This is a genomic window from Halorubrum depositum, from assembly GCF_007671725.1.
In the GTDB taxonomy this organism is placed as follows: Archaea; Halobacteriota; Halobacteria; order Halobacteriales; family Haloferacaceae; genus Halorubrum; species Halorubrum depositum.
In genome coordinates, this window is the sequence record NZ_VCNM01000001.1 from 339,687 (window position 1) to 363,877 (window position 24,191).

General features: G+C 69.9%; 26 protein-coding genes and 1 tRNA gene. 12 read left to right on the forward strand and 15 right to left on the reverse strand.

The window, feature by feature from the left end:
- Nucleotides 1–140: 140 nt before the first annotated feature.
- A complete protein-coding gene (locus FGM06_RS01805) occupies nt 141–1,256 on the reverse strand; it encodes a phosphoribosylaminoimidazolesuccinocarboxamide synthase (RefSeq protein ID WP_144796898.1) in 1,116 nt (371 codons plus the stop codon).
- Nucleotides 1,257–1,415: 159 nt separating this feature from the next.
- On the opposite strand from FGM06_RS01805, the gene FGM06_RS01810 reads away from it, so the two are divergent.
- Complete coding sequence (locus tag FGM06_RS01810) at nt 1,416–2,003, forward strand: tRNA (cytidine(56)-2'-O)-methyltransferase (RefSeq protein WP_144796901.1); 588 nt, start codon at nt 1,416–1,418, stop codon at nt 2,001–2,003.
- A 24-nt stretch (nt 2,004–2,027) separates the two neighbouring features.
- Here FGM06_RS01810 and FGM06_RS01815 read toward each other — a convergent pair whose 3' ends face one another.
- Nucleotides 2,028–3,509 carry an ATPase domain-containing protein gene (locus FGM06_RS01815; RefSeq protein WP_144796904.1) on the reverse strand — a complete coding sequence of 494 codons (1,482 nt, stop codon included), beginning with the start codon at nt 3,507–3,509 and terminating at the stop codon, nt 2,028–2,030.
- Between the two features lie 149 nt (nt 3,510–3,658).
- Here FGM06_RS01815 and FGM06_RS01820 point away from each other — a divergent pair, with 149 nt between their 5' ends.
- Nucleotides 3,659–5,251 (forward strand): PAS domain-containing protein, encoded by a 1,593-nt coding sequence (locus tag FGM06_RS01820; RefSeq protein WP_144796906.1) that lies wholly within the window; start codon nt 3,659–3,661, stop codon nt 5,249–5,251.
- A gap of 30 nt (nt 5,252–5,281) precedes the next feature.
- On the opposite strand, the gene FGM06_RS01825 is transcribed toward FGM06_RS01820, so the two are convergent.
- Nucleotides 5,282–6,280, reverse strand: coding sequence for a hypothetical protein (locus FGM06_RS01825; protein WP_144796909.1), 999 nt, complete (start codon nt 6,278–6,280; stop codon nt 5,282–5,284).
- Nucleotides 6,281–6,457: 177 nt separating this feature from the next.
- Between FGM06_RS01825 and FGM06_RS01830 the strand changes: the two genes are divergently transcribed.
- The 7 genes from FGM06_RS01830 to FGM06_RS01860 all read left to right on the forward strand — a co-directional run bounded on the left by FGM06_RS01830 (nt 6,458) and on the right by FGM06_RS01860 (nt 11,693).
- On the forward strand, nt 6,458–6,982 hold the full coding sequence (locus tag FGM06_RS01830; RefSeq protein ID WP_144796911.1) for a transcription factor: 525 nt from the start codon (nt 6,458–6,460) through the stop codon (nt 6,980–6,982).
- Nucleotides 6,982–7,677: a DUF2110 family protein gene (locus FGM06_RS01835; RefSeq protein WP_144796914.1), complete on the forward strand. Its 696-nt coding sequence runs from the start codon at nt 6,982–6,984 to the stop codon at nt 7,675–7,677. The genes FGM06_RS01830 and FGM06_RS01835 overlap by 1 nt, the downstream gene beginning before the upstream one ends.
- Nucleotides 7,678–7,681: 4 nt before the next feature.
- Nucleotides 7,682–8,446 (forward strand): DUF5803 family protein, encoded by a 765-nt coding sequence (locus FGM06_RS01840; RefSeq protein ID WP_144796917.1) that lies wholly within the window; start codon nt 7,682–7,684, stop codon nt 8,444–8,446.
- 84 nt (nt 8,447–8,530) lie between these two features.
- The gene (locus tag FGM06_RS01845; protein WP_144796920.1) at nt 8,531–9,223 is read left to right on the forward strand and encodes a competence/damage-inducible protein A; all 693 of its coding nucleotides are present in this window, start codon (nt 8,531–8,533) and stop codon (nt 9,221–9,223) included.
- A gap of 306 nt (nt 9,224–9,529) precedes the next feature.
- The gene (locus FGM06_RS01850; protein ID WP_144796923.1) at nt 9,530–10,678 is read left to right on the forward strand and encodes an ATP-NAD kinase family protein; all 1,149 of its coding nucleotides are present in this window, start codon (nt 9,530–9,532) and stop codon (nt 10,676–10,678) included.
- 82 nt (nt 10,679–10,760) lie between these two features.
- Complete coding sequence (locus tag FGM06_RS01855) at nt 10,761–11,111, forward strand: 4a-hydroxytetrahydrobiopterin dehydratase (RefSeq protein ID WP_144796926.1); 351 nt, start codon at nt 10,761–10,763, stop codon at nt 11,109–11,111.
- 99 nt (nt 11,112–11,210) lie between these two features.
- Nucleotides 11,211–11,693, forward strand: coding sequence for a hypothetical protein (locus FGM06_RS01860; RefSeq protein ID WP_144796929.1), 483 nt, complete (start codon nt 11,211–11,213; stop codon nt 11,691–11,693).
- Nucleotides 11,694–11,752: 59 nt separating this feature from the next.
- Here the strand turns inward: FGM06_RS01860 and FGM06_RS01865 are convergent, their stop codons facing one another.
- From FGM06_RS01865 to FGM06_RS01890, 6 genes are all read right to left on the reverse strand, one after another.
- Nucleotides 11,753–12,661: an ATPase gene (locus tag FGM06_RS01865; RefSeq protein ID WP_144796932.1), complete on the reverse strand. Its 909-nt coding sequence runs from the start codon at nt 12,659–12,661 to the stop codon at nt 11,753–11,755.
- The gene (locus FGM06_RS01870; protein WP_144796935.1) at nt 12,658–12,966 is read right to left on the reverse strand and encodes a DUF5827 family protein; all 309 of its coding nucleotides are present in this window, start codon (nt 12,964–12,966) and stop codon (nt 12,658–12,660) included. Before FGM06_RS01870 ends, FGM06_RS01865 begins: the two co-directional genes overlap by 4 nt.
- Before the next feature lie 159 nt (nt 12,967–13,125).
- Nucleotides 13,126–13,725: a superoxide dismutase gene (sod, locus tag FGM06_RS01875; RefSeq protein ID WP_144796938.1), complete on the reverse strand. Its 600-nt coding sequence runs from the start codon at nt 13,723–13,725 to the stop codon at nt 13,126–13,128.
- Nucleotides 13,726–14,018: 293 nt separating this feature from the next.
- Nucleotides 14,019–14,102, reverse strand: a tRNA-Ser gene (locus FGM06_RS01880).
- 48 nt (nt 14,103–14,150) lie between these two features.
- Nucleotides 14,151–14,906: a DUF2064 domain-containing protein gene (locus tag FGM06_RS01885; RefSeq protein WP_144796941.1), complete on the reverse strand. Its 756-nt coding sequence runs from the start codon at nt 14,904–14,906 to the stop codon at nt 14,151–14,153.
- A gap of 102 nt (nt 14,907–15,008) precedes the next feature.
- Nucleotides 15,009–15,605 carry an NUDIX hydrolase gene (locus FGM06_RS01890; protein WP_144796944.1) on the reverse strand — a complete coding sequence of 199 codons (597 nt, stop codon included), beginning with the start codon at nt 15,603–15,605 and terminating at the stop codon, nt 15,009–15,011.
- Between the two features lie 141 nt (nt 15,606–15,746).
- On the opposite strand from FGM06_RS01890, the gene FGM06_RS01895 reads away from it, so the two are divergent.
- The gene (locus FGM06_RS01895) at nt 15,747–17,153 is read left to right on the forward strand and encodes an ATP-binding protein (protein WP_144796948.1); all 1,407 of its coding nucleotides are present in this window, start codon (nt 15,747–15,749) and stop codon (nt 17,151–17,153) included.
- Between the two features lie 233 nt (nt 17,154–17,386).
- Here the strand turns inward: FGM06_RS01895 and FGM06_RS01900 are convergent, their stop codons facing one another.
- From FGM06_RS01900 to FGM06_RS01910, 3 genes are all read right to left on the reverse strand, one after another.
- Entirely contained in the window at nt 17,387–18,418 is a 1,032-nt protein-coding gene (locus tag FGM06_RS01900) for an outer membrane protein assembly factor BamB family protein (RefSeq protein ID WP_144796951.1), read from the reverse strand.
- 332 nt (nt 18,419–18,750) lie between these two features.
- Nucleotides 18,751–19,752, reverse strand: coding sequence for a sulfurtransferase (locus FGM06_RS01905; RefSeq protein ID WP_241662513.1), 1,002 nt, complete (start codon nt 19,750–19,752; stop codon nt 18,751–18,753).
- Nucleotides 19,753–19,788: 36 nt separating this feature from the next.
- The gene (locus tag FGM06_RS01910) at nt 19,789–20,427 is read right to left on the reverse strand and encodes a class I SAM-dependent methyltransferase (protein ID WP_144796954.1); all 639 of its coding nucleotides are present in this window, start codon (nt 20,425–20,427) and stop codon (nt 19,789–19,791) included.
- A gap of 108 nt (nt 20,428–20,535) precedes the next feature.
- Here FGM06_RS01910 and FGM06_RS01915 point away from each other — a divergent pair, with 108 nt between their 5' ends.
- Nucleotides 20,536–21,150 carry a GNAT family N-acetyltransferase gene (locus FGM06_RS01915; protein WP_144796957.1) on the forward strand — a complete coding sequence of 205 codons (615 nt, stop codon included), beginning with the start codon at nt 20,536–20,538 and terminating at the stop codon, nt 21,148–21,150.
- 9 nt (nt 21,151–21,159) lie between these two features.
- Here FGM06_RS01915 and FGM06_RS01920 read toward each other — a convergent pair whose 3' ends face one another.
- The 3 genes from FGM06_RS01920 to FGM06_RS01930 form a co-directional block, all read right to left on the reverse strand.
- The gene (locus FGM06_RS01920; protein WP_144796960.1) at nt 21,160–21,708 is read right to left on the reverse strand and encodes a TspO/MBR family protein; all 549 of its coding nucleotides are present in this window, start codon (nt 21,706–21,708) and stop codon (nt 21,160–21,162) included.
- A 25-nt stretch (nt 21,709–21,733) separates the two neighbouring features.
- On the reverse strand, nt 21,734–22,774 hold the full coding sequence (locus FGM06_RS01925; protein ID WP_144796964.1) for an AI-2E family transporter: 1,041 nt from the start codon (nt 22,772–22,774) through the stop codon (nt 21,734–21,736).
- A gap of 66 nt (nt 22,775–22,840) precedes the next feature.
- Nucleotides 22,841–23,437 carry a DUF6149 family protein gene (locus tag FGM06_RS01930; protein WP_144796966.1) on the reverse strand — a complete coding sequence of 199 codons (597 nt, stop codon included), beginning with the start codon at nt 23,435–23,437 and terminating at the stop codon, nt 22,841–22,843.
- Between the two features lie 130 nt (nt 23,438–23,567).
- Here FGM06_RS01930 and FGM06_RS01935 point away from each other — a divergent pair, with 130 nt between their 5' ends.
- Nucleotides 23,568–24,149, forward strand: coding sequence for a DUF1684 domain-containing protein (locus FGM06_RS01935; protein ID WP_144796969.1), 582 nt, complete (start codon nt 23,568–23,570; stop codon nt 24,147–24,149).
- The last annotated feature ends 42 nt before the right edge of the window (nt 24,150–24,191 follow it).

Here is a 24,191-nt window from a genome sequence, read left to right on the forward strand (position 1 = left end):
GCGTGCGCCGTCCTCGCGGCTGGGGCTTTGGAGGTGTTCACCGCGACGTCAACGATTTATAAATAAAGAGGCACGTTCGCGTCCCGTCAATCGTGATGATTCCGCCGACCGTTCTCCGCGGAGACTGCAGTCGCGTTATCTTATAGATCGTCGACCGCGTCGAGCGCCGCCTCGATGTCGGGGACGTCGAACCACTGCCGGCCGGTGTAGGCGTTCGTCCCGGCCGCGTACATCTCCGAGACCGCCTCGACGACCGCCGCGGGGAGCGGGTCGGGGTCGCGCTCGCAGAGCTCGCGCCAGTCGTCGATGTCGCGGCCCGCGACCGCCGCCTTCGCCTCTTTTACCGCCTCGACCCACTCGGGGTCGTTCGCCCGGTACCACTGGCGGACGACCTCCTTCGAGATCCCGCGCCCGCCGTAGGAGAAGCGGTTCTCGTCGAACGTGCCGACCACGTCGGCGACGCGCAGTTCGCCGTCGGCGTACAGGCACTCGATCTTCCCGTCCTCGTGGGCGAAGCCGGCGGCCTCGGCGCGCTCGGTGACGACCCGGTTCACTTCTCGCGCGAGCGACTCCAGGGCGTCGACGTCGGCGGCGCCCGCGATCCGGTCGGCCTCCTCGCGGGTCAGGTACCGGTCCTGCTCCTCGTACTTCGTGGAGAACTCCACGATCGGCTCCGGGAGGTCGACGGGCTCGTCGGGCCACTCGTCGGCGGTGACACCGGAGTCTGCCTTGGGGCCGGAGTCCGCGTCGAGACCGAAGTCGGCGGGGTCGGCGCGCCGGCGCAGGCTGGAGCCGACCGGGACGCGGTTCCGGAAGACGACCTCCAGCGGGACGAGGTAGTTGTCCCGGCCCGCGGCGTGGAAGGCGTCGTAGTCGTAGCCGGCCTCGGGCCCCTCGTACGGCAGGTCTGGGACCTGCGTCAGGTCGATGGCCATCTCCGTCGGCGGGGCGGTCGCGTCGGCGAGGGGGACGGCTTCGGGCTCGTTCCCGTCGCTCGCTCCCGGCTCGCTTCCGGCCTCGGCGCCCGCCTCACCCGGGTCGACGACCCCGCGATAGTGAGTCGGGACGCCCTCGTCTTCCAGCAGCTCGAAGTTGAACGCGCCCATCGCGCAGAGGCTCGCGCCCTTCCGCGGGATCGCGTCGGGCATCTGCCCCCAGTCGAACACCGAGTACGCGTCCGTGAAGATGAACCGACCGCGGCCGAGCGCGTCGGCGGTCGCGGGCTCGTCGACGCGGAACTCCTTGACGCTCGTCATACCTCACCCGGCGACCGCCTCCCCCATGAATCTTTCACTTACGTGGTCACCTCTCGTCTTCGGTCTCGCTGATGATCCATGAACGTGGTACAAATCGGAGCGAAGCGGCGACGCAGTCGCATCGAAAGGACCACACTCGTCGCGGGCGCATCGCCGTCCATGCACGAGGCGCGCGAGGTCGTCGTCCTCCGGTACGGCCATCGGCCCGGACGCGACGACCGCATGACGACGCACGTCGGGCTCACGGCCCGGGCGCTCGGGGCGGACCGCGTGATCCTCCCCGACAACGCCGGCCAGTCCGCGGAGACGGTTCGAGACATCACCGACCGGTTCGGCGGCCCCTTCGCGGTTGAACTCCGGGAGGACCAGAAGGCGATCGTCCGGGGATTCGAGGGCGTCGTGGTCCACCTCACGATGTACGGCGAGCGCGTACAGGACGTCGAGGGGGAGATCCGGGAGGCGGTCGGGCTCCCGGATACGAGCGAGGATCCGGCGGCCCCCCGCGACCTCCTCGTCGTCGTCGGCGGCGAGAAGGTGCCGTGGGCGCTGTACGAGCGCGCCGACTTCAACGTGGGCGTGACGAACCAGCCGCACTCGGAGGTCGCCGGGCTCGCGGTGTTCTTGGACCGGCTGTTCGACGGCGAAGAACTGGAGCGCGAGTGGGTCGACGCCGACCGCGAAGTGGTTCCGGAGGCGACCGGGAAGACGGTCGTCGACGCCGACGAGGGCGAGGACGAGTCGGACTGAGGGCCGGGGTCTCGTCGCCGCGGCTCACTCCTCGTCGGCCCGCTCCAACCCCGACGCGTCGTCGACGACCTCCGGCGTTCCGCTCAGGATGCCGCGCAGCCCCGTCATCGGCTCGCCGACCGAGACGCCCTCCTCGGTGATGCGGAACTCGCGGATCGTCCGCTCGAAGTCGCTCGTCCGCTTCTTCAGGACGCCGATCGCCTTCCGCATCTCGCCTTGGACCTCCAGGTGCCGGAGGAAGACGATGTTGTCGGCGAGGTAACTGATGTTCTCGACGGTCGCCTTGAACTGACCGGTGATGTTCCGCGTCTCGTCGATGAAGATGGCGGTCACCCCCATGTTCTTGAGGTACCGTCCCAGCGCGTGCATCTGCTGGAGCATCATCCCCTCCTCGCCGCGGAGCGTGAGCCGGTAGCCCGCGATGCCGTCGACCATCACGATGTCAGCGCCGCGCTCCTCGACCTCCTCGCGGACCATGCGGGCGAACTCCTGTGGCGACCGCTCCAGCGCCTCCACCTCGTTCACCTGGAGCGTCCCCCGCTCGATCATCTCGTCGACCGGGATCCCGACGGCGCGGGAGCGCGTGAGGAACGTCTGCCGGTTCTCCTCGAACAGGTAGATGACGGAGCGCTCGCCGCGTCCGGCGGCCTCCTTCATGAACTGCGTGCTCAGCGTCGTCTTGCCGACACCCGTCGGCCCGCTGACGATGCTGACCGTCCCGCGTTCGAGCCCGCCGTGGAGCAGGTCGTCGACCCCCTCGATCCCCGAGGATATCTGTTCGAAGTCGAACTCACCGGTGTGCTTCCCGGGCTGGAGCGCCGGGTACACCTCGATGCCGGCGTCTGTCACCCGATAGGCGTGGTCGCCGCTCTGCGTCGACGAGCCGCGGAACTTCGGCACGTCGATCGTCTTCCCGTACTCCTCCGCGCCCAGCCGGATCGTCCCGTCCGTGATGAACTCCAGGTCGTCGGTCGGCAGCGAGGCGGTGTTCTGGACGGTGAAGGCCACGGTCACGTCGCGTTCTTTCAGGAATCGCATGAATCCGACGACCTGCTTGCGGAACTGGTAGTCGTCGGACAACAGGAATCGGAGCTGGGTCAGCGGGTCGACGACGACGCGGTCGGGATCGACCGCGGTGACGCCCTCCACGATCTGCTCGGTGAGCGGTTCGCTCTCGACCTCCGACGGCGCGAACACCTCGTACGACTGCTCCTCGGTGAACACGTCGGCACCCGGACTGAGGTCGAGAAACTCGATCGCGTCCGTGTCGAAGCCGAGCGCGGCCGCGTTCGCCTCGAGGTCGCGGACGTCCTCCTCTAAGTTGATGAACAGCGAGGTCTCGCCCTCGTCGACGCCCCGCTGGAGGAAGTGGAGGCTGAGGATCGTCTTCCCGCTGCCCGCCCGACCGCGGATCATGTAGCTTCGCTCCGGGATCAGCCCCCCGGACAGTATCTCGTCGAGGCCAGGGACGCCGGTCGACACGCGATCGGGCAGTGACGCAGCCATGTCGTCGGCTCCGTGCGCCGGGTAGTTAAATCTGGATAGGTTCGAGCTCCATGTTGTCAATTATTGAACGGTAAACGGCCTGAGCGAGCGGTATAGGAGTTTGCTAAATGGGTAACTCTTAGTGGCAGTGCGTTCACCGTTCACGGAAGATGGACACGGGCCCCGAGGGGCTCGCCGACGGTGCGCCCTCCGGAAGCGGCGGCGTCGACGCGCCCGCCGAGGAGGCCGCCGACGCCGGACCCGCGGACCGGATCGACGACGCCCCGGACGGAGGCGCGCCTGAACCCGACCGGGAGCCGCGGGTGTTGCTGTTCATGCGGCCGGGTCGCGACCGAGATCTGGTGTCCGAGGTGCTGAGCGGTCGGTTCGAAACCCACGCGACGACCGACGTGGAGTCGCTCGAATCGACGTTCGACTGCTGCGTCTTCGACGCCCACGAGTTCAACCGCGTCGCCGGGTCGATCCAGCGACGGCGGGAGCTGGCCGCGCCCGTCTTCCTCCCGTTCGTCCTGCTCGTGAGCGACGACGCGGGCGGGCCGACGGCGGAGAACACGTGGGACTACGTCGACGACGTCATCGAGCTGCCGGTGCGGAAGCGGGCCCTCCGAATCAGGGTCGGCAACCTCGTCGAGCGGCGGCGCACCTCGCTCCGGCTCGCGGCCCGCGAACGGCGGCTCGAAGAGACCGTCGAGGACCTCCGGCTGAAGGAGCGCGCGATGGACGAGGCGCCGGTCGGGATCACGATCGCCGACGTCGACGGGAGCGGCGAGGGAGACAACCCGGTCGTGTACGCGAACGACGAGTTCGAGGCGCTCACCGGCTACGGCTCCGAGATGTTCGGCGCGGACTGCCGGTTCCTGCAGGGGGAGGACACGGATCCGGAGACGGTCGCGACGCTCCGGGAAGCGATCGACGAGGAGCGGCCGATCGCGGTCGACGTCCTGAACTACCGCCGCAACGGTCAGAAGTTCTGGAACCGACTCACGATCGCCCCGATCCGCGACGAGGAGGGGGCGGTCACGCACTACGTCGGCTTCCAGACGGACATCACGGAGCGGAAGATCCGGGAACGACGGCTGGAGGTGATGAAACGCGTGCTCAGCCACAACCTCCGGAACAAGATGAACCTCATCACGGGGTACACCGAACTGCTGCGGCGGGACATCGACGACGAGGAGGCGCTCGACTCGCTGGCGGTCATCGACCGCACGGCTGACGACCTGATGGGGATCGCCGGGGCGGTCCAGAAGCTCGATCACACCCTCTCCGACTCCGCGTCGGATGGGGAGGAAATCGGGCTCCGCGACCGCCTGATCGAGCTGCGGTCGCGGGTCCAAGACCGGTACCCCGAGGCGACGGTCTCCCTCTCGGTGCCCCCCGACGACCCGCTGGAGACGACCATCGTCGGCCTGGCGACGGCGATCGAGGAGGGGATGGAGAACGCCGTCAAACACAACGACGACCCGAACCCGTCGGTCGAGGTCCGCGTCGAACGGGAGTCGACGGGGTGGCTCGCGGTCGAGATCGCCGACGACGGGCCCGGCATCCCGGACCACGAGACGCGCGTGCTCGAGCGGGGCGAGACGTCGCTGACGCACGCCGACCGGCTCGGGATCTGGCTGATGTACTGGGTCGTGAGCAAGGCGGGCGGGGACTTCTCGGTCGACACGTCGAGCGAGGGGACCACGCTTCGGATGGTCGTGCCGGCGCGCCCCCGCGACGGGACGCTGAGCACGGGGTGAGACGGCCGCGAATCCCCGAGTGGTCCGGACTCAGAGCGACCGCTTCGACCGCAGCAGCGCGAGCCGGAAGCGCGCCTCCTGGCGGCTCGTCCCGCGCACGCGGCCCGTCTCGGCGTCCGCCATCGACGCGAGCGACAGCCGATCGAGCAGGGGCGGCCAGTCGGCGGCGCCCGCCGCCTCGCCGGCGAACGCGACCGCGTTCCCGAGCCCGTCGCGCTCGGCGCTCCCGAGCCGCGCCACCGCGGCGTCGGCGTCGCGGCGACCGCCGCCGACGTAGAGCCGGTCGCCGACCGCGGCGGGGAGCCACGCCGGCAGCAGGAGCAGCCACAACAGCACGCCGGCGACGGTGTACGCCCGCGGCGGGACCCGGTTCCCCTCGGGCTCGTACCCGTGGATCCGGTTGACGCGCCGGTCGGCGGCGGTCCGGTCGGCCCGGCGCCCGACGAGCAGCGTCGCCAGCAGCGCGACCGTCTCGACGAGCCCCAGCGCCGGCAGCAGGGCCGTGGTGACCGCCGCCTCCCGGCTCCGGAGTCGCACGAGCGCGTGGCGGAGCGCGGCGTCGCGGTCGGCCGCCGGGAGGGAGAGCAGCCGCGTCGAGACGATCAGCCGCGCGCCTCGGTAGCCGTCCGCCACGGCGACGTTGGCCGCGTCGGCGCGGACGACCGTCACCGCCGGGGCGTCGACGCCGACCTCCCCGGCGAGGGTCGCGACGCGGTCGGCGACGAAGTCGGCGGGGCGGTCGTCGAGCTCGGCCTCGGGGAGCCGCGCGATCCGCCGGTCGACGACTACCGGACCGACGAGCGCCGAACCGCCGAGGCCGAGGATGACCGCGGCCAGCGCGCCGGCGGCCACCGGGGGAACCCCGCCGAGGGCGGCCGGGTCGACGACGCCGAGGCCGGCGGGACCGAGCGCGACGGCGAGGGGGATCAGCGGCGCCGCGGCGAGCAGCGCGGGGACCGTCGCGAGCGCGAGCGCGCCGACCGCTCGCCTGAGACGCACTCGGCCGCGCCGGGCCTCGGACTCGCTCATTACGCACGAGTGGTGCGAGGGGCGGCGTAAAGCTCTGCCGGAGCCCGCGGCGGCGGTCGGTTCCGAGACGGAGAGGTCCGGGCCACCGGGAGCGGCCAGATCCCGGACCGGCGGCGGTGCCCGACGACGGTGGCCCTTTCGGAGCTTTTAACCCGATTCCACCACCAAATTCGGGTAATGGCTTTTGAGGATCTACTGAACGACCCCGTCATCCAGAAGTACCTCCACGAGCTGGTGGGGCCGACGGGGATGCCGGTCGCGGCCGCGCCGCCCGACGGCGAGGTCACCGACGAGGAGCTGGCGGAGGAGCTCGGACTGGAGCTCAACGACGTCCGACGCGCGCTGTTCATCCTCTACGAGAACGACCTCGCGACGTACCGCCGGGTGCGCGACGAGGACTCGGGGTGGCTCACGTACCTCTGGACGTTCCACTACGACAACATCCCGGAGAACCTCGAAGAGGAGATGTACCGCCTGCTCGACGCCTTAGAGGAGCGCGAGGAGTACGAGCGCACCCACGAGTTCTACCTCTGTGAGGTGTGTTCGATCCGCTTCGAGTTCGGCGAGGCGATGGACTTCGGCTTCGAGTGCCCCGAGTGCGGCTCCCCGGTCGAGGCGATGGACAACGACCGCCTCCGCGAGGCGATGGACCGGCGCGTCGAGGAGCTCCGCGACGAACTCAACGTGGACGTGACCGGCTGATGGTCGTCCTCGCAACCAAGTGCTACGTCGACGGGGACGCCCGCGACCGCGCGCTCGACGGCATGGGATCGCTCGTCGCCAACGACGTCGGCGAGCTGAGCGTCGACTGGCAGGTCGGCGTCCGCGACGATGGCTTCGTGCAGGTGGACGTGACCGGCGAGGACGCCGAAGTGGCCCGGAACGTGCTCGCGGAGACGTGGGGCGAGATCGTCGCCCACGACGGCGGCCTCGAGGCTGGCGAGGAGTACGTCGGCACCCTCGAGTCGTGGGACGACGACGGGTTCGTCCTCGACGCGGGCGTCGACGTGCGGATCCCCGCCGACGAGATCGGGCTCGGCAGGGGGTCGCCGGCGCAGGTCGTCGAGCGGTTCGGGCTGGTCCAACACCTCTCGCTGCGGTTCGTCTACGGCGGCGACGTCGGCGACCCGGACGCGGAGCCGAGCCGCCTCGCCGACGCCGAGCGCGACCGCCTGTACGACTGGCAGCGCGGGGACGGCCGGGTCAACGTCAACTCGGCGACCCGCGGCGAGGTGCGCGCGACGGTGAATCGCGCGGGCCACGCGCAGGACATCATCACCGTGGAGCGACTCGGCCTCTTAGAGCAGAGCATCGTCTGCACCGAGAACACCGACCCGCCGGGGCTGCTCGCCGCGATCGGTTCGTACCTCCCGGCGGAGATGCGCTGCGTCGTCTGAGCCCGTGAACCGACGATTCGCCCTCGCTGTCGCCGTCGTCGCGCTGCTCGCCGTCAGCGCGGGCTGTCTCACCTACGTCAACGACGGGGGCGAGGTCGCGAACGAGACGCTCGACGCGGAGCCGCCGCACGAGTACGAGTTCGACGCGGAGCGCGACGCCGCGTTCAACCTCTCGACCGGGAATCAGTACACGACGGTGTACGACGTCTCCGATATCGAGGAGCTCCGGCTGTACAGGCAGACGCCGTACGCCGGCGACCAGCCGCTGGAGTTCGAGGCGTTCCGGTACCGGACCGCCGACGGCGAGGTGCTCAACGGCACCGAGTTCCGCGCCCGCGGCGGTGAGGTCGATCGGACGCCGGACGAGACGTGGATCCGCTTCCCCGAGGAGATGGGCGAGGGGAAGGTCGCCTTCTCCGCGGCCGGGTCGCCCCGCCGGTTCACCACGCTGGCGTACGTCGACGGGTCGTACGCGGTGACGCTCCCGCCCGGGTTCAGCACCGACTTCCCGGTCGTCGGTCACGTCGCGCCGCGCGACTACGAAGTCGAGACGGTCGACGGCCGCGACCGGATCACCTGGGAGTCGGTGGAGGGCGGGTCGGTCGTGGTCCAGTCGTACCGCGAGACCGATCTGCTCGTCTTCGGCGTGATCCTCGCCGTCGCGCTCGTCGCGGCGGTCGTCGGGACCGCCTACTTCCGGCGCCAGCTGGAGGCGCTCCGAGAGCGCCGCCGGGAGCTGGGGCTCGGCGTGTACGACGACGAGGAGTAGCCGGCGGCGGGCCCTCCCTCAGACAGGGACGGCGGGACCCGCCGAACGCGGGTGCTTTTGAGTGCGCGTCGCCTTGAGAGCGGTATGAACGCCGCCGTCGTCACCGTCGGGGACGAGCTCCTCGTCGGCGACACCGAGAACACGAACGCGACGTGGCTCTGCGACCGGCTCGACGAACGCGGGGTCGTCGTCCGACGCGTGACCGTCGTGCCCGACGAGGTCGGCGAGATCGCGCGCGTCGTCAACGAGTACCACGCCGAGTACGACGCCGTGGTCGTCACCGGCGGGCTCGGTCCGACCCACGACGACGTGACGATGGACGGGGTCGCGGCCGCCTTCGGCCGGGGGCTCGAGCGGAACGAGGAGGCCGCGGCGTGGCTCGCCGAGCGCGGGTACAGCGCCGACGACCTCGCCGCGGAGACGACGCACCTGCCGGCCGACTGCCGCCCGCTCGCCAACGAGGCCGGCGTCGCGCCAGGCGCCGTCGTCGAGTCGGTGTACGTCCTCCCCGGCGTCCCGACGGAGATGGAGGCGATGTTCGAGTCGGTCGCCGACGAGTTCGACGGGACGCCGACCCACACCGTCACGGTCGACGTCGACGAGCCGGAGAGCGCCCTGCTCGACCGGTTCACGGAACTGCAAGCGGAGTTCGACGTCAGCGTCGGCTCCTACCCCGGCGAGAGCGTCCGGGTGAAGATCACGGCGACGAGCGCGGCCGAGGCCGAGCGCGCCGCCGAGTGGGTCCGGGAGCGGTCGACGCTGGTCGAGTCGCGCTGAGCGGACCGGGCGTGGTTCGGAGGAGAAGGGAACCGGACTCGGTGGGGCGACTACCGGTACAGATACGCGAGCCACACGGCGGTGACGCCGAGGCTCGCGAGGAGCACGGCGGTCGCGGTCGCGTCGATCGGGAGCGGCTCGGTCACGGCGGCTTCGAGGAGCATGGACGACGGTTGCTCCGGGGGCGTCTTAAGTATTGAACTTCCGGGCTCGGCGGCGGTCGGAGCTCCTCCACAGCCCGCGGGCCCCGGGCGGGCGCGGCGCCGAGACGCGCCCGCTTAAGTTTCCGCCGCCGTAGGTCGGACCATGCACGTCGGCTTCGTGATGAATCCGGTGGCCGGGATGGGAGGCCGCGTCGGCCTCAAGGGCACCGACGGGAAGGTCGCGGAGGCGATCGCTCGGGGCGCGGAGCCGCGCGCTCCCGACCGCGCGCGGCGGGCGCTAGCGCGGCTCGCGACGGTCGCGCCGGACGCCAGCGTCTCGACCGCAGCAGACCCGATGGGCGAGCGGCTGGTCAGGGAGGCCGGGTTCGACCCGGTCCGCGTCGTCGACCCGTTCGGCGACGACCGAAACGAAGACCGCGAGCCGCCCGGCCCCACGGAGACGACTGCGGCCCACACCGCGCGCGTCGTCGAGGCGTTCGTCGCGAGCGGCGGGGACGACAGCGAGGGGGACGGCACCGCCGATCCGGTCGACCTCGTGCTGTTCGTCGGCGGCGACGGCACCGCGACCGACGTGGCGGCGGCGCTGGAGGCGGCGGACAGCGAGGTCCCGATGCTCGGCGTCCCCGCCGGGGTGAAGGTGTACTCCTCCGTGTTCGCCGTCTCGCCGGAGGACGCGGCCGAGGTCGCGGCGACGTTCTCTCGCACCGAGCGCCGCGAGGTGATGGACATCGACGAGGACGCCTACCGCGAGGGAGAGGTCCACCCGGAGCTCCGGGCGGTCGCGCGCGTCCCCGTCGCCGACGACCTCCAGTCGTCGAAACAGACAGCGAGCGGGACCGTGGAGTCGCTCGCCGAGGGGGTCGCCGACGACATCCGCGAGCGCGACGGGGAGGGCGTCGCCTTCGTGCTCGGTCCGGGCTCGACCGTCGGCGCGATCAAGGCCGAGCTGGGGTTCGAGCCGTCGCCGATCGGCGTCGACGTGTGGCGCGACGGCGAGGTGGTGCTGCGGGACGGGACGGAGCGCGAGATCCTCGACGCGCTCGGCGAGGAGAACGTGATCGTGGTCTCGCCGATCGGCGGGCAGGGGTTCGTCTTCGGCCGCGGGAACCCGCAGCTGTCGCCGGCGGTGATCCGGCGGTGCGACCTGCGGATCGTCGCCTCGCGGGCGAAGCTCGACGACGTGCGCGCGCTCCGGGTCGACACCGACGACCCCGACCTCAACGAGGAGCTGGCGGGGTGGGTCCGGGTCCGCGTCGGGAAGTTCGAGACGCGGATGATGAAGATCGTCTGAGAGCCCGGTCGGCCGCGAGCGAAGGCCGCGCGGCCCCCTCCGCCGCGGAAGGTACAAGCCGCTCGTCGCACAAGGGTGGTGCATGCCATCATCGCTCGCGGACCAGCCGGTCGAACCGTCGGAGGAGGGCGACGAGCCGCTGACCGACGACGAGTACGCCGACTACCTCGCCGAGCTCGGGGACGCGTGGGAGGTCGTCGACGACCACCATCTGGAAGCGTCCTACGAGTTCGACGACTTCGCGACCGCGCTGGCGTTCACCAACGACGTCGGCGAGCTCGCCGAGGAGGAGTGGCACCACCCGGACCTGCACCTGTCGTGGGGCGAGGTCGGCGTCGAGATGTGGAGCCACGACATCGGCGGGCTCCACGAGTCCGACTTCGTGATGGCCGCGCGGATGGATCGGATCTACGAGGAGTACGGCGACGACTGACCTCCCGCCCTCCCGGACGCTCGCGCCCGCCGCCGACCCGCGAGGGGCGCCGACGCGACAACGGACGGGTTTAAAACCCTCCCGGCGAAAGTGCCGGCAATGAGCGCGAACGTCTTCCTGGTCCCGATAGACCCGGAGAACTTCGACCGAACGGTCCGGTCCGCGGTCGATCTCACCGAGTACGACGACCGTCCGGAACCCCTCGCGGACCTCGACGAGGCCCGCCTGTGGGCCGTCGACGACGAGAGCGGCAACGGCTCCACGTTCGAGAAGATGGAAGAGGGCGACCTCCTGCTGTTCTACCACGACGGCGAGTACCTCGCGACCGGCCGCGTCGGGACGACCTTCGAGGACGGGGACCGCTGGGTCTCCAGCACGTTCTGGACCGCGTTCCCGACGACTCGCGTGTACACGGTCACCGACTTCGCGGCCGTCTCCGCGCCGAAGCGCGCCGTCAACGCCATCTTCGACTACTCCGCCTCCTACACCCCCGGCTTCATGCGCGTCGCCGACTCGCGGGTAAACGCCGAGCTCTCCTCGATCGAGTCCGCGATCGACCACTACACGAAGCGGAACGCCTGAGCGCGCCGTCGCCTTTTAAATAGCCGGCGAGCCGCTTCTCCTCTCCCTCTCCAGAGCCGTCAGACCGCCTCGAACAGCGCCTCGTACGCGGTCTCGTAGCGCTCCGCGACCCGCTTCGGGTCCCCGCGTGCCTCGCCGCCGAGGGCCGGGAGGCCGACCGTCGTCAGCGGCTCGATCATGTCGGTCACCGTCCCCGTGTGCTCCTCCATCGTCCCCTCGCGGGGGCTCCCGGAGGCGACCGCGCGGGCCTTCGCGTACCGGTCGCCCGCGTAGATCCGCGCCCGTCCGGGGTCGACGACGGCGACCGCGTCGGGCGTCACGGGCCCGTCTCGCGGGAGCGGGCCGGCGACGTCCGCGTACGACTCGACGGCGACGGGGACCGCCGTCGCCGCGACCCGCTCCGCGAGCCGGTCGAACGCCGGGAGGTAGTCGGCAGTCATCACGTCGTTGAACGCCGCCACGTCGTCCACGCGGGTCGCGTCGGAGAGCGGGAGCCGCTCGGCGAGGTCGTCGGGCAGGAGCCCCGCCGCCTCGGCCGCGCCGTTGACGACGAACCGGCTCCCGTCCGCCCCGGTGACGCGGTCGCAGAGGAACGTGCGGTCCGCGTCGCCGAGCATCCCGGTCCGTCCGGGCGTCGGCCGCCAGAGCCGGTGGAGGGGGTTGATCGACTCGGGCATGACCGCCTCGGGGCGGCGCTCGCCGCCGACCGCCCCGAGCGGTCGCGTGCTCGCGGCCGCGAGTCGCCGCGCGTCCTTCCCGTAGAGGCGTCCGGAGTCGGTCGCGATCCGGTAGTCGTCGTGGTCGAACCAGCGGTCGTTGCCGGCGCGGGGTTTGACGCCGACCGCGTCGCCGGCCCGGTCGGCGAGGCTCGACACCAGCCCCGTCGAGAACGTCGTCTTGCCGGCGTCGACGCGGGCGCCGCCCGCGACGAGCAGGACCGGCGGGTCGTCGGATCGGCTCCCGCTCACGCGTCCTCGTCGCCCGCGTCGGTGTCCTCCTCGACCGCGTGCTCGGCGACCCCGTAGTAGCCGGGACCGTCCTCCTCCAGCGGCTCCGCGATGACCATGTCCTCGGCGTGGCTCATCACCCACGGGATCGCCCAGTCGATGAGCACCGCCTCGGTGTCGGCGTCGACCTGCGCGTCCGGCTCTAACCCCTGTAGGAGCCGGGCGATCTCGGGAACGGTGTACATCAGGTCCGGCTCGAACAGCTCCGCCGGCTCGTAGAACTCGCACGGGTAGGTCGCGTCGAACGTCGACTTCGGCTCGGGCATGGCCGGCGGTACGGCGGCGGCTCCGTAAACGCTGCCGATACGGCGGTCGGCGATCGCTGACCGACGACCTCCGAGGCGCGGCCTCGCGGCTCACGGCGCGAAGCGGTCGAAAAAAACGTCGGGGTTCGACGCGCGTCTCGGACGCGTCGGCGCGGACCGTTACTCGAAGAGCTCGACGGCCTGCTCGTAGCGGGCGGCGGGCTCGTTCCAGTCGACGACCTCGAAGAAGTTGTCGACGAACTCGCCGCGAGCCGGACCGTAGTCGTGGTAGTAGGAGTGTTCCCAGACGTCGAGCGCGAGGATGGGGTGACCGCCCCAGATGGCGCCCTGGTCGTGCTTGTCGACCACGACGTTGCGGAGCTGGTTCGAGAACGTGTCGTACACCAAGAGCGCCCAGCCGGAGGCGCCGGAGGCGGCGGCCTCGAACTCGCCCTTCCAGGCCTCGTAGGAGCCGAAGTCCTCTTCGATCCGGTCTGCCAGAGCGCCCGAGGGTTCGTCGCCGCCCTCGGGTGACATGTTCTGCCAGAACAGGTCGTGGAGGATGTGGCCCGACGAGTTGTGGGTCACGTTCCGAATCGCGCCCGCGGACGAGGAGAAGTCGTGCTCCTCGCGGTTGGCTTCGAGCGTCTCCTCGGCCGAGTTCCAGCCGTTCACGTACCCCTGATGGTGGGTGTCGTGATGCCATTCGAGCACCTGCTCGGAGATGTGCGGTTCCAGCGCGTCGTAATCGTACGGTAACGGATCGAGTTCGTAGCTCATCGTTGTATCACCTACAGCTAACATGTGTTGGAAACCTGTTAAAGATAATGAGGCAGATGATACCACACGTCACCGGACGTGAGTGTCACCCGGAAATTCGGTACGAGGGCGGTACGATTGCGGTTCAGGCCGATCGGCGACGGTACGTGTCTCCCGGGGTCGCCGGCGTCCCTCGATCGGGCGTAACTGGAAAGGGTTTCACCTCGAAGTCAGACGGGAATCGGAATCACGCGTCCTCTCTGCTTCGAATCCCTGCACGAAACGCGCGCAGCGCGGAGTGCGCCGCGCGCTCACGGTGGGACTGGGATTCGAACCCAGGAAGCCGTGAGGCTACCGGTTTTCAAGACCGGCGCAATGGGCCGCTCTGCCATCCCACCACGTCCCGACGCTCGGGGTCGTTCGACTAAGTGGTGTCGGTCCGCGAGTCAGTCCCGCACCACGCGCTCCTCGCCGTCCTCGACGACCACGTCCAGCCCGTGCTGGTGGACGAACGCAGCGGTGTAGTCGGGGACGACGCGCTCGGCGGCGAACCGTGCGCGCAGCAGCGGGACGGCGTCGAGCAGGTCGTCGCCGTCGATCATCGACGGCGAGGACGCCAGGAACTCCACGTCGCGGTCGGCGTCGCGGCCGCGCGCCGCCAGCGTCGGGAGGCTCGGCGCCTCGAAGGCGCCGTCGAAGTCGATCGGCGCGGTGAAGCCGGCGTAGTAGGTGCGCCCGCGGGTGGAGGGACCGAGCACGACCTCGTTCGTCCGGAGCTTCATCGCGGCCGAGTCGATGACGGTGCGCGAGAGCAGCGGCGCCTGCGGCGTGACGACGGCGACGGAGTCGGCGCCCTCCTCGCGGAGCAGGTGCGTGACGGTGTTGCCGGCGCGCGCGCCGAACGACGACCCGACCTGCCGCTCGAAGCGGGCGTCCTCGGTGCCGCCGAGGGTGTCGGCGACGAGCGTGCGCAGCTCGGCCTCGGGGGCGGTGTCGGTGCGGTGCTCCGCGGGCAGGTCGTCGTCGACCGGGTAGTTGACGAGGAGCTCGCCGCCGGAGCGGTCGACCGCGAGGACGGCGTCGCGGAACAGGGCCTCGTAGAGGTCGGCGGCCTCGGCGGTCGAAAGCGGCGTCGACTCCGCGATCCCGGTCGCGACGAGCCCCTCGCGGGGCGGCTGCGCCATGACGACGACGACGGTCATACCGGACCGAGTCGCCCGCGCGCCTTCAACTCGCCGTTTCGGGGCGGACCCGGCGGGCGGGGCGAGAGCAGCGGGCCCTCCGGGGGCGGCGCGGCGGACCGCTCAGGAGAAGTCGCGCCGCATCGCGATCTCGAACCACGGGCAGAGCCGGAGCTGGCGGTACAGCGCGGGGTTCTCGTGGAGGTGATCGTAGTCGACCCACAGCATGCCGCCGATCTCCGCCTCGTCCGGGTCGAGCGAGGTGTCGTCGAGGGTGACCTTCAGCACCGAGCAGACCTCCCACTCGACGCCCTCGTTGGGGTAGTACCGCTTGTACTCGAACTTGTCCGTCACCCGGAGGTCGTCGTACTGGTCCGGCGTGATCCCGAGCTCCTCCTCGAGGCGCTGTTCCGTGGCGTCCTCCTGCGTCTGCCCCTCGACCGGGTGCGAGGCGACGGTGCCGTCCCAGTGGCCGTCCCACAGCCGCTTCGTCGGGGCGCGCTGCGCCAGCAGGATCCGCCCCTCGGCGTCGTACACGAGGCAGGTGAACGCCCGGTGGCGGATCCCGTCACCGGTGTGCGCGTCGAGGCGGTTCACCGTCCCCTGTTCGGTGTCGTCGGGGTCGACGGCGATCACGTCCTGGAGCGCGTTCTCGTGGTCCGCGTCGGCGTCGGCCTCCCCGGAGGGGTCGCCGGGGGCGGTCGCGTCCTCTGAGCTCATGCCAGGTAGGTCGAACACCAGGGCTAATAAGCGTTCGATACGTCGGCAGCGGTTCGTCGCCGCCCTCGCCGGAGGCGGAACACCCCCGACGACGGACGCGGTTCGACGCGCTTAACCGCGTCCCGCGGCTACGTCGCGCGGATGAGTGACCCGGCGCTCGACGTCGTCGAGTTCGTGCTGACGACGCACCTCTACACGGAGAACCGCGACCTCGACGAGAACGATCTGCCCCCGCGCTTCCGCCAGGTGTTCTGGTCGGACGACGCCGCCGAGGACGCGCCGGGCGGCGTCGAGCGACCCCTCAAGGCGACGAGCGAGACGACCCGAACCGCCACCGGCGTCGAACACCCGTGGGACGCCGTCTCGGAGCTCCTCTTCACCCAGCGCACCGAGTTCTCCGGCGAGATATCGCTGACACAACCGGCGATGGCGCTGGAGTGGTACCGCGACCACGCCGACGCCGACCGGATCGCCGAGAACCCGACGATCGTCGCCGCGCTCGAGCTCGCCGAGGACCTCGACGCGCCCGTGACCCACGAGGAGGCGCGCGACAGCGTCCGGCCGATCCAGGCCGACCGCGTCTGGATCGACGCCCTGCTGGAGGAGTACTTCGACGAGGACGAGGACGGCGAGATGCTCGACCTCGTCAACGTGCGGGCCCCCGAGGAGATCGAGACGACGCTCGCCGACCTCGTGCTCACCGGCGACCAGGAGGGCGAGATCCAGAAGATCGTGAAGGCGATCGAACACCGCGAGTACCTCGCGAGCATCGGGCTCCGGGAGATCGGGAAGCTGCTGTTCGTCGGCCCGCCGGGGACCGGGAAAACGACCGTCTCGCGGGCGCTCGCCCACGAGCTCGGCATTCCGCTCGTCGAGGTGAAGATGTCGATGATCACGAGCCAGTACCTCGGCGAGACGGCCAAGAACGTCGAGAAGACGTTCGAGGTGGCCAAGCGGCTCTCCCCCTGTATCCTCTTCATCGACGAGTTCGACTCCGTCGCGAAGACCCGTCGTTCCGACGAGCACGCCGCCCTGAAGCGCGCGGTCAACACCCTGCTCAAGTCGATCGACGAGGTGTCGCTCGTGCGCGACGAGGTCCTCCTCATCGGTGCGACGAACCACCCCGACCAGCTCGACGCGGCCGCGTGGCGCCGCTTCGACGAGATCGTCAACTTCCCCAAGCCGGACCGGGACATGCGCGCCGACATCCTCCGGGTCGTCACCCGCGAGATGCAGATCGCCGACTTCGACCCCGACGAGGTCGCCGACCGGACGAGCGGGCTCACGGGCTCGGACCTCCGGATGGTGCTGCGCGAGGCCGTCCTCGGCGCGCTCACGGAAGACCGGATGACGATCACCCAGGAGGACGTGATGGAGGCCGTCGAGGACTTCGAGGAGCGCGACAACCTGAAAAATATGGACATGATCGACGGCGAGGGCGCGGAGGTGCTCGGCGAGACGGACTCCGGCGAGCAGGACCACACCCACGACGACGAGGGCGAGAGCGCCGCCCACGACCACGGCGCGCACAGCCACTCGCACGACTGAGGCGCCGTTGAGCGGTGCTTTTTGCGGGAAGGTTAGGAGGTGATTCAGTCTGTCCCGGCTGCGGTCAATACAGGGGACTCGGGAATCACTCAGTACAGGTGACTCACGAATCACTCAGTACAGGTGACTCATACATCGGCGAGAGCACCAGTCAGTCCACATCGTAACGGATGCTGGATGCGGGATACAGAAGTCCAGCGGAGCAATACACGAGTTCCCGCTCGAACGGACCGTCACTCGGCGGTAAGTGCATGGATAGCCCCGTCGGCAGTGCCAGCGTAGACGGTCCCGTGGACGACCACCACAGACGACACCCAACTACTCGCTGTCTCGAAGCGCCACCGTTCGGTGCCATCGCTCGGTGCAAGTGCGTAGACCGTACCGCCGTTCCCACCGAGGTACACGGCATCAGTGGTCACAGCGGGTAGGGACCCGACGTCATCAGCCACTCCGAAAGACCACTGCTTGGTACCCTCGTCCGCAGTGAGCGCATAAACGGTATCGGAACCCCTGATATAGACGGTCTCGTTCAGTACCGCTGGCGGTCCCATGCCAACTGTCTCCATGAGGTCTTCCGGCTCGAATGACCACTGTTCGGTCCCATCGGCGGCGTTCAGTGCCCAGTCTCGTTTGCCGTGTTTGAGGTAGACGGTGCCGTCGGCCACCGCCGGCGTCGCGCTGTCCGCATAGTTGAGCTCGTGGGTCCACTGTTCAGTGCCGTCGACGGCGTCTATCGCATAGGCGCTGTTCCCACCGATGTAAACGGTGCCGTCGACGACCGCCGGAGACGCGTACGCGTTGAACTCCATCTCGAAAGACCACCGCTCGGTGCCGTCGGTGGCGTCCAGCGCGTAGAGCTGCCCCTCGCCGTCCCCGACACCCCCGACGTAAACGGTGCCGTCGACGACCGCCGGAGCCGGAGCCACCTGTTTGCCGGTCTCGAAGCGCCAGTGTTCGGTCCCGTCGCTGGCAGCCAGCGCACAGATCGTTCCGTCGCCACAGCCAACGTAGACGGTGTCGTCGACGACTGCCGGTGGCCAGCCGATCTGCTCGTCGACCTCGACTGACCACCGTTCAGTACCATCGCTCGTAGCGAAAGCGGAAACCACCCCGTCGTTGCTCCCGGCGTAAACGGTGTTATCGAAGACCGCAAGGGAATACCCGATTCCCCCCTGAGTCTGGACGACCCACTGTTCGGTAACCGAGTCAGTCGGGCCGGTTACACCCCGTGGTCCGCCCGTCCGGGCGGGGTTGTATCGGAACATCGGGACGCCGGAGGGAGCCGATCCCTCCGTTCCTATCCCCCCTTTGCCGGTACGTGAACACCCTGTGAGGCTCGCTGCTCCGGCGACACCGGCCATTCGGAGGTATCTGCGTCGTGATATGGGGACATTCACAAATGTAATTTGTAAGTAATGTAAATAAAGCCGGTGAAAAATAGGCCGTCGTAGACTCGTGGTTGTATCCCGCACCGGTATCAGAACGTCTTGTTGAATTGTCAGAGTCCCAGTAGTCAACATGCAGTCTTCTTCGGCCCGGCTGTTTCGGTCCACTGCTAGCTACAGAATAGGGCTCCAACACTGCCGACGAACCCGACTTACGAGAACGTGTCGACGACCGTCCCGGTGTCCTCGCCGGTGGTGTAGTAGTAGCCGTTCTCCTCCGAGAGGCTCCCCCAGTCGGCCCAGCTCCCCTCGTAGTTGCGGACGTCGTCCCAGCCGAGCTGGTCGAGGACGAACCAGCCGACCGACGCGCGGATGGCGGTCTGGCAGTAGGCGACGGCGGTCTCGTCCCGCGAGAGGCCGGCGTCGTCGACCCACAGCGTCTCCAACTCCTCGGGCGTCCGGAGCCGGCCCGCCTCGTCGTCGATGCTCTGGACGAAGTTGAGGTTGGTCGCGCCGGTGACGTGGCCGAAGCGGTCGAGGTCGCCCCGCTCGTCGACGCCCCAGTACTCCTCGGGCGAGCGCATGTCGAGAATCTGGACCGCCGCCCCGTCCTCGTCGACGTTGTCGGCGAGGAACTCGCGGGTCGCGACGACGTCGAGGTTCAGCTCCGGCTCGTAGGTCGCCTCCTGCGGCTCGGGCGCCTCCGAGACCGTCTCCCCGCCGGCCGCGTCCCAGACGGTGAACCCGCCGTCGAGCAGGCTGACCTGCCCCTCGTGGCCGAGCGCGTTGAGCGTGTAGATGGCGTACGTCTCCCAGAGGTTCGAGTCGGCGCCGTACACCACCACGTCGTCGCCGCGCTCGATCCCCGCCTGCGAGAGCGTCCACGCCATCACGTCGGGGGAGACCTCGAAGCCCTCGGGAGTCTCCTCGGCGTAGCTGTCCAGCATCTCGGAGTCCGGGAAGTGGTGCGCGCCCGGGATCCGCGCGTCGAGGAACGCCTCCTCGTCGCGGACGTCCAGCAGGCGCACGTCGTCGAGGTTCTCGTCGAGCCACTGGCCGTCGACGACGGCGTCGAACTCGGCCGCCGCGGGCGTCGTGTACGCCGCCGGCGGCTCGCTCTCGGTCGAGCCGAGGCAGCCGGCCGTCGCCGCGAGCGCCGCGCCTGCCGAGGCCAACACCGATCGTCTGGAGATCCGCGTCTGTCGGTCTTGCATCCGACCCGGCGTTGTCGCCCGCCCGCGATAACCCTGTTACCCGAGGTCGGTTTTACCGTCGGCTCCGACGGCAGCGCCGTTGGCGTCGTCGGCACCGGACAGATTTGCGACGCCGGCGACCGTGTAGCCGAAGCCCCGGTCGACGATCCGGGGGTCGAGCCCGGCGTTGTCGAACGCGGCGGCGAGATCCGACGGCGTCCGGAACCGCGACGCCATCCCGATCGCGTGCTCGGCCGCGACGACGGCGCGCCCCAGCGGGTGCTCGGGGTCGAACTCCCGGATCACGAGCGCGCCGCCCGGAGCGAGCATCCGCGCGGCCTCCCGGATCGCGGCCTCCTGGTCGGGCAGATGGTGGAACGCGTCGACGATCGTGACCGCGTCGACCGTCCCGTCCCGGAACGGGAGCCGCCCTGCGTCGCCGGCGACGCCCGAGAGCCCGCGGGCGTCGCGGGCGCGAGCGAGCATTTCGAGCGAGACGTCGACGACGGTGATGTCGGGACCCGTCAGCGCGGCCGCGGCGCGTCCGGACCCGCCGCCCACGTCGAGCAGGCGGTCGATCGGCCGCGTCGCGTGGTCGAGCCCCGCGGCCAACGCCTCGCCGTTCGCCGGCGGCATGACGCGGTCGTACAGGGGCGCCGTCAGGTCGAAGAAGCGGACGTCGCCGAGGCCGTGCATGGTCGCTCTCGGCGGCGACGGTAGTTAAAAACCGGTCCCGGCGAGCCCTCGTTCACGTATCCGCGCGAGCCCCCCGTTCATTTATCGGCGCGAGCCGTACCGGTCTGTATGGAGTACGCGCTCGTCGGCGACCCGGGCTCGGGAGCGACCCTGCGGCTCGACTACCGAGCGTTCGCCTACGCCGGCAAGTTCGTCGTCGGCGCGCCGGGCAAGGCCGTCCTCCGGACGCCCGACGGCTCGCCGGCGGTCCCGGAGTGGGAGCCGGACGAGTCCCTCCCCCCGACCGTCGAGGCGAGCGAGTTCGACGACGACGTGGTCGCGGCGATCTCCTTCTCGCCCGACCGGACCGACCCCGCCTGCTGCCGCCTCCGGTACGTCACCGTCCACGTCGCGTGCCGCGGCGAGGGGCTCGGTCCGCGGCTCGTCGACCGGACCGTCGAGCGGCTCGCCGACGACGGCTACGACCGCGTGCGGATCGCCGTGAACAACCCGTTCGCCTACGCGGCCCTGTACAAGTGCGGCTTCGCGTACACCGGCGAGCGGACCGGGATCGCCGAGCTGGAGCTGGAGCGACCGGCGGCCGAGCCGGCCTCGGAGGGGGAGTCGGGCGGAGAGCGGTACCGCGCCGGGCTCCGAGCGTTCCGCGAGGAGGACCGCGACCTCGACCCGCGCGAGCGCCGGTTTATAAATGATCGGCTCGGGGAGGGGTCTGAGTCCGACTGATCGAAGGGATCAGTTCAGCGCCCAGATCCCGTAGTTGAGCGCCGTCGCGAAACAGACCCACGCGAGGTAGGGGACCAGCAGGAGGGCGGCCCGGCGGTCGACGCGGTCGAAGGCGCGGATCGTCGCGACGACGAGGGGGAGGAGCGCGGCGAGCACGGCGAGACCGAGGTCAGCGCGTTCGAGTCCCCAGAAGACGGGCGACCACGCGACGTTGACGCCGAGCTGGACCGCGAACAGCCCGAGCGCGACCCGGGCGTCGCGGGCGGTCCGGGCGTCCCGGTCGCTCCCCGGTCCGTCCCCGACGCCGCCCGCGTCGCGGCCGCGGACGTACACGAGCGCCGCGGCGATCCCGAGCAGCGCGTACAGTATCGGCCAGACGACGCCGAACGCCCAGTTGGGCGGGTAGTACGCCGGCAGCTCTAGTCCGGCGAACCAGGCGCTCTCGGTCGCGGTGAAGGGGACGCCGACCGCGCCGATCAGGTTGACGGCGACAGCGGCGGCGACGATCAGGAGGGCGTCCCGGCGGTCGGGGAGCCGGGATCGGACGGCGGTTGCCATGAGTTGCCGTAGGTGACTCTCCGGCTTAAATCGCGTCGTAGTCCTCCCGGAACGTCTCCAGCGTCGCCGCGAGCACGCCGATGACGATCGGGCCGACGAACAGCCCGGTGAACCCGACCGAGTAGATCCCGCCGAACACGCCGAGGAGGATCACCGCGGGGTTCAGGTGCGCCTGCTGGTCGATGACGATCGGTCGGGCGTAGTTGTCCACCATCGCGATGACGAACACGCCGTACAGCGCGAGCAACACGCCGGCCGTGACCTGGTCGACGGCGACGAGGTACGCCGCGGCCGGCCCCCAGACGAAGAACGCCCCGATCAGCGGCAGCAGCGCGAGCACGGCCATGACGAACGTCCAGAAGACGACGTTCGGAATGCCGACCGCCCAGAGCCCGACGCCCGCGACCAGCGCCTGCAGCAGCGCGACGACGATGTGGCCGATCACCACGCCGCGGGTCATCGCGTCGACGCGGTCGACGAGGTCGGCCGTGACCTCGGAGGGAAGCGGGCTCGTCTCCCGGATCCATCCCACGAACGCCGGGCCGTCGAGCAGCGTGTAGTAGACGAGAAACAGCGCCAGCGAGAGGCCGACGGACGCCCGGAGGGCGGTGGTGACGACCCCGCTGACGCCGCCGAACAGGGTCTCGACGAGGAGCTGTCCGGCCATCGCCAGCACCTCGCCGACGTCGATCTCCTGACCGGTCAGCGCCGCGAGATCGGCCTCGACCGCGCTCACGTCGATGTCCGTGTTCCCGCGGGCGATCTCGGTCAGATCTCGGACGAACACCCACGAGATGTACGCGAGCGGGATGATGACGGCGACGACGGACGCGAGAATGAGCGAGACTCCCGAGAGCATGCGACCGAGCCGGCGCGACACCGACTCCCGAACGTGGCCCGCGAGGCGGTCCCGGAGCCACCGCGAGAGCCGCACGTGGAACGGGTAGAGGACGTACGCGAGGATCGCCGACGCGACGACGTACTCGACGAACGGGAGGATGACGAACAGCGTCAACAGCGCGACGGTGCCGATGAGAAGGAGGAGAAACGATTGGCCGCGGTTCATGTCGGCCGCTCTCGCCGCCGGAGTATAAACGTGGGCGGCTCCCGAGCGGATCGTCTCCGGGCTTCGTTACGCGCTCGCCTCGTCCTCGTCGAGCCCGGTCGCGGCCGACGGGTCGACGTCCTCGGGCTCCTCGGTCTCGCCGCCGACGACCGTCTCGCCCTCGTCGGTCTCGACGTACACGTCGTCGGCGAAGCCGGCGAGCGCGTTCTCGTACTCCGCGGTCTCCAGCCGCGCCGGCGTCTCGGGGGCGTCGGCGACGCCGTCGACGGGGCGGAACTCGCCGAGCGGGTCGTCGATGGTGATCCCGTGCGCCGAGAAGAACTCCTCGTAGCGGCGGTAATGCTCCTCCAACTCGTCGCCCGGGATCTCCATCATCTCCGTCCAGCCGTGGTTGAAGAAGTCGAAGTTGGCCTGCACGTGGGTGATCTCGCGCGCCTCGGCCTCCGGGAAGCCGGCCTCCAAGGCCGCGACGTACGCGTCCATGGTCGCGTCGAAGAAGTCGTCGAGGTGTTCGCGGCGCTCCTCCCGGCGCTCCTCGTCGGCCTTGTTGAGGAAGATGCTCGTGTGGAGGTCCACCAGCTTGTCGTTCGCGACGTCGCCGACGACCGGCGTCGTCAACGCCTTCTTCGCGGCCCAGTGGCGGATGTTCTGCCGGATCTTCATACGCCTCGTTGCGTCGGCACGGCCTTGAATCTGTGGCGTTCCCGACGCGTGGGAGCCGGCGGGACGACGGCGGCCGCCCGCGAGAACCGACGCAAGTGTTATTGTATGGAACACACAATACTAAGGAGTGATGAACGCGACCGAGACCGGCGACTGGGCCGAGCGGATCGAACGAGAACGTCGCGAGAAGGAAGCGCAGTTCCGCGAGTCGGCGCGGTCACCGATGCCGATCGAGATGCGCGGCGACGCGTTCCCCGGGCTCGCACACTACGATCCGGACCCGGCGTACCGGTTCGAGCTCCCGCTCCGCGAACACGACGAGAAGGAAGCGATACCCGTCGAAACCACCGCCGACGGGGAGCAGACGTACCGGCGGTGGGGGGAGTTCCGATTCGAGATCGACGGCGAGACGCACTCGCTGCAGGCGTACCGCCCGACGGACGGCTCGGACCGGTTCTGGGTGCCGTTCCGCGACCGGACCAACGGCGAGGAGACGTACGGCGCGGGGCGGTACCTCGATCTCATTCCCGATCGCGACCGCGTCGACGGCGAGTGGACCCTCGATTTCAACGTCGCGTACAATCCCACCTGCGCGTACAACCACGCCTACGAGTGCCCGCTGACCCCCGCGGAGAACTGGCTCGACGTCCGGATCGAGGCGGGCGAGCGCGACTTTCCCGCCGAGCCCGCCGGCGCCGGCGACCGCGACTGAGCGTCTCGACCGCGGCGGGGAACGGGCCTGTCGGAGGGCCCG

Coding starts and splice junctions, on each gene's coding strand:
- FGM06_RS01805 (WP_144796898.1), bottom strand. CDS start 1,256: ATGACGAGCGTCAAGGAGTTCCGCGTCGACGAGCCCGCGACCGCCGAC.
- FGM06_RS01810 (WP_144796901.1), top strand. CDS start 1,416: ATGCACGAGGCGCGCGAGGTCGTCGTCCTCCGGTACGGCCATCGGCCC.
- FGM06_RS01815 (WP_144796904.1), bottom strand. CDS start 3,509: ATGGCTGCGTCACTGCCCGATCGCGTGTCGACCGGCGTCCCTGGCCTC.
- FGM06_RS01820 (WP_144796906.1), top strand. CDS start 3,659: ATGGACACGGGCCCCGAGGGGCTCGCCGACGGTGCGCCCTCCGGAAGC.
- FGM06_RS01825 (WP_144796909.1), bottom strand. CDS start 6,280: ATGAGCGAGTCCGAGGCCCGGCGCGGCCGAGTGCGTCTCAGGCGAGCG.
- FGM06_RS01830 (WP_144796911.1), top strand. CDS start 6,458: ATGGCTTTTGAGGATCTACTGAACGACCCCGTCATCCAGAAGTACCTC.
- FGM06_RS01835 (WP_144796914.1), top strand. CDS start 6,982: ATGGTCGTCCTCGCAACCAAGTGCTACGTCGACGGGGACGCCCGCGAC.
- FGM06_RS01845 (WP_144796920.1), top strand. CDS start 8,531: ATGAACGCCGCCGTCGTCACCGTCGGGGACGAGCTCCTCGTCGGCGAC.
- FGM06_RS01850 (WP_144796923.1), top strand. CDS start 9,530: ATGCACGTCGGCTTCGTGATGAATCCGGTGGCCGGGATGGGAGGCCGC.
- FGM06_RS01855 (WP_144796926.1), top strand. CDS start 10,761: ATGCCATCATCGCTCGCGGACCAGCCGGTCGAACCGTCGGAGGAGGGC.
- FGM06_RS01860 (WP_144796929.1), top strand. CDS start 11,211: ATGAGCGCGAACGTCTTCCTGGTCCCGATAGACCCGGAGAACTTCGAC.
- FGM06_RS01870 (WP_144796935.1), bottom strand. CDS start 12,966: ATGCCCGAGCCGAAGTCGACGTTCGACGCGACCTACCCGTGCGAGTTC.
- sod (WP_144796938.1), bottom strand. CDS start 13,725: ATGAGCTACGAACTCGATCCGTTACCGTACGATTACGACGCGCTGGAA.
- FGM06_RS01885 (WP_144796941.1), bottom strand. CDS start 14,906: ATGACCGTCGTCGTCGTCATGGCGCAGCCGCCCCGCGAGGGGCTCGTC.
- FGM06_RS01890 (WP_144796944.1), bottom strand. CDS start 15,605: ATGAGCTCAGAGGACGCGACCGCCCCCGGCGACCCCTCCGGGGAGGCC.
- FGM06_RS01895 (WP_144796948.1), top strand. CDS start 15,747: ATGAGTGACCCGGCGCTCGACGTCGTCGAGTTCGTGCTGACGACGCAC.
- FGM06_RS01900 (WP_144796951.1), bottom strand. CDS start 18,418: ATGTTCCGATACAACCCCGCCCGGACGGGCGGACCACGGGGTGTAACC.
- FGM06_RS01905 (WP_241662513.1), bottom strand. CDS start 19,752: ATGCAAGACCGACAGACGCGGATCTCCAGACGATCGGTGTTGGCCTCG.
- FGM06_RS01910 (WP_144796954.1), bottom strand. CDS start 20,427: ATGCACGGCCTCGGCGACGTCCGCTTCTTCGACCTGACGGCGCCCCTG.
- FGM06_RS01915 (WP_144796957.1), top strand. CDS start 20,536: ATGGAGTACGCGCTCGTCGGCGACCCGGGCTCGGGAGCGACCCTGCGG.
- FGM06_RS01920 (WP_144796960.1), bottom strand. CDS start 21,708: ATGGCAACCGCCGTCCGATCCCGGCTCCCCGACCGCCGGGACGCCCTC.
- FGM06_RS01925 (WP_144796964.1), bottom strand. CDS start 22,774: ATGAACCGCGGCCAATCGTTTCTCCTCCTTCTCATCGGCACCGTCGCG.
- FGM06_RS01930 (WP_144796966.1), bottom strand. CDS start 23,437: ATGAAGATCCGGCAGAACATCCGCCACTGGGCCGCGAAGAAGGCGTTG.
- FGM06_RS01935 (WP_144796969.1), top strand. CDS start 23,568: ATGAACGCGACCGAGACCGGCGACTGGGCCGAGCGGATCGAACGAGAA.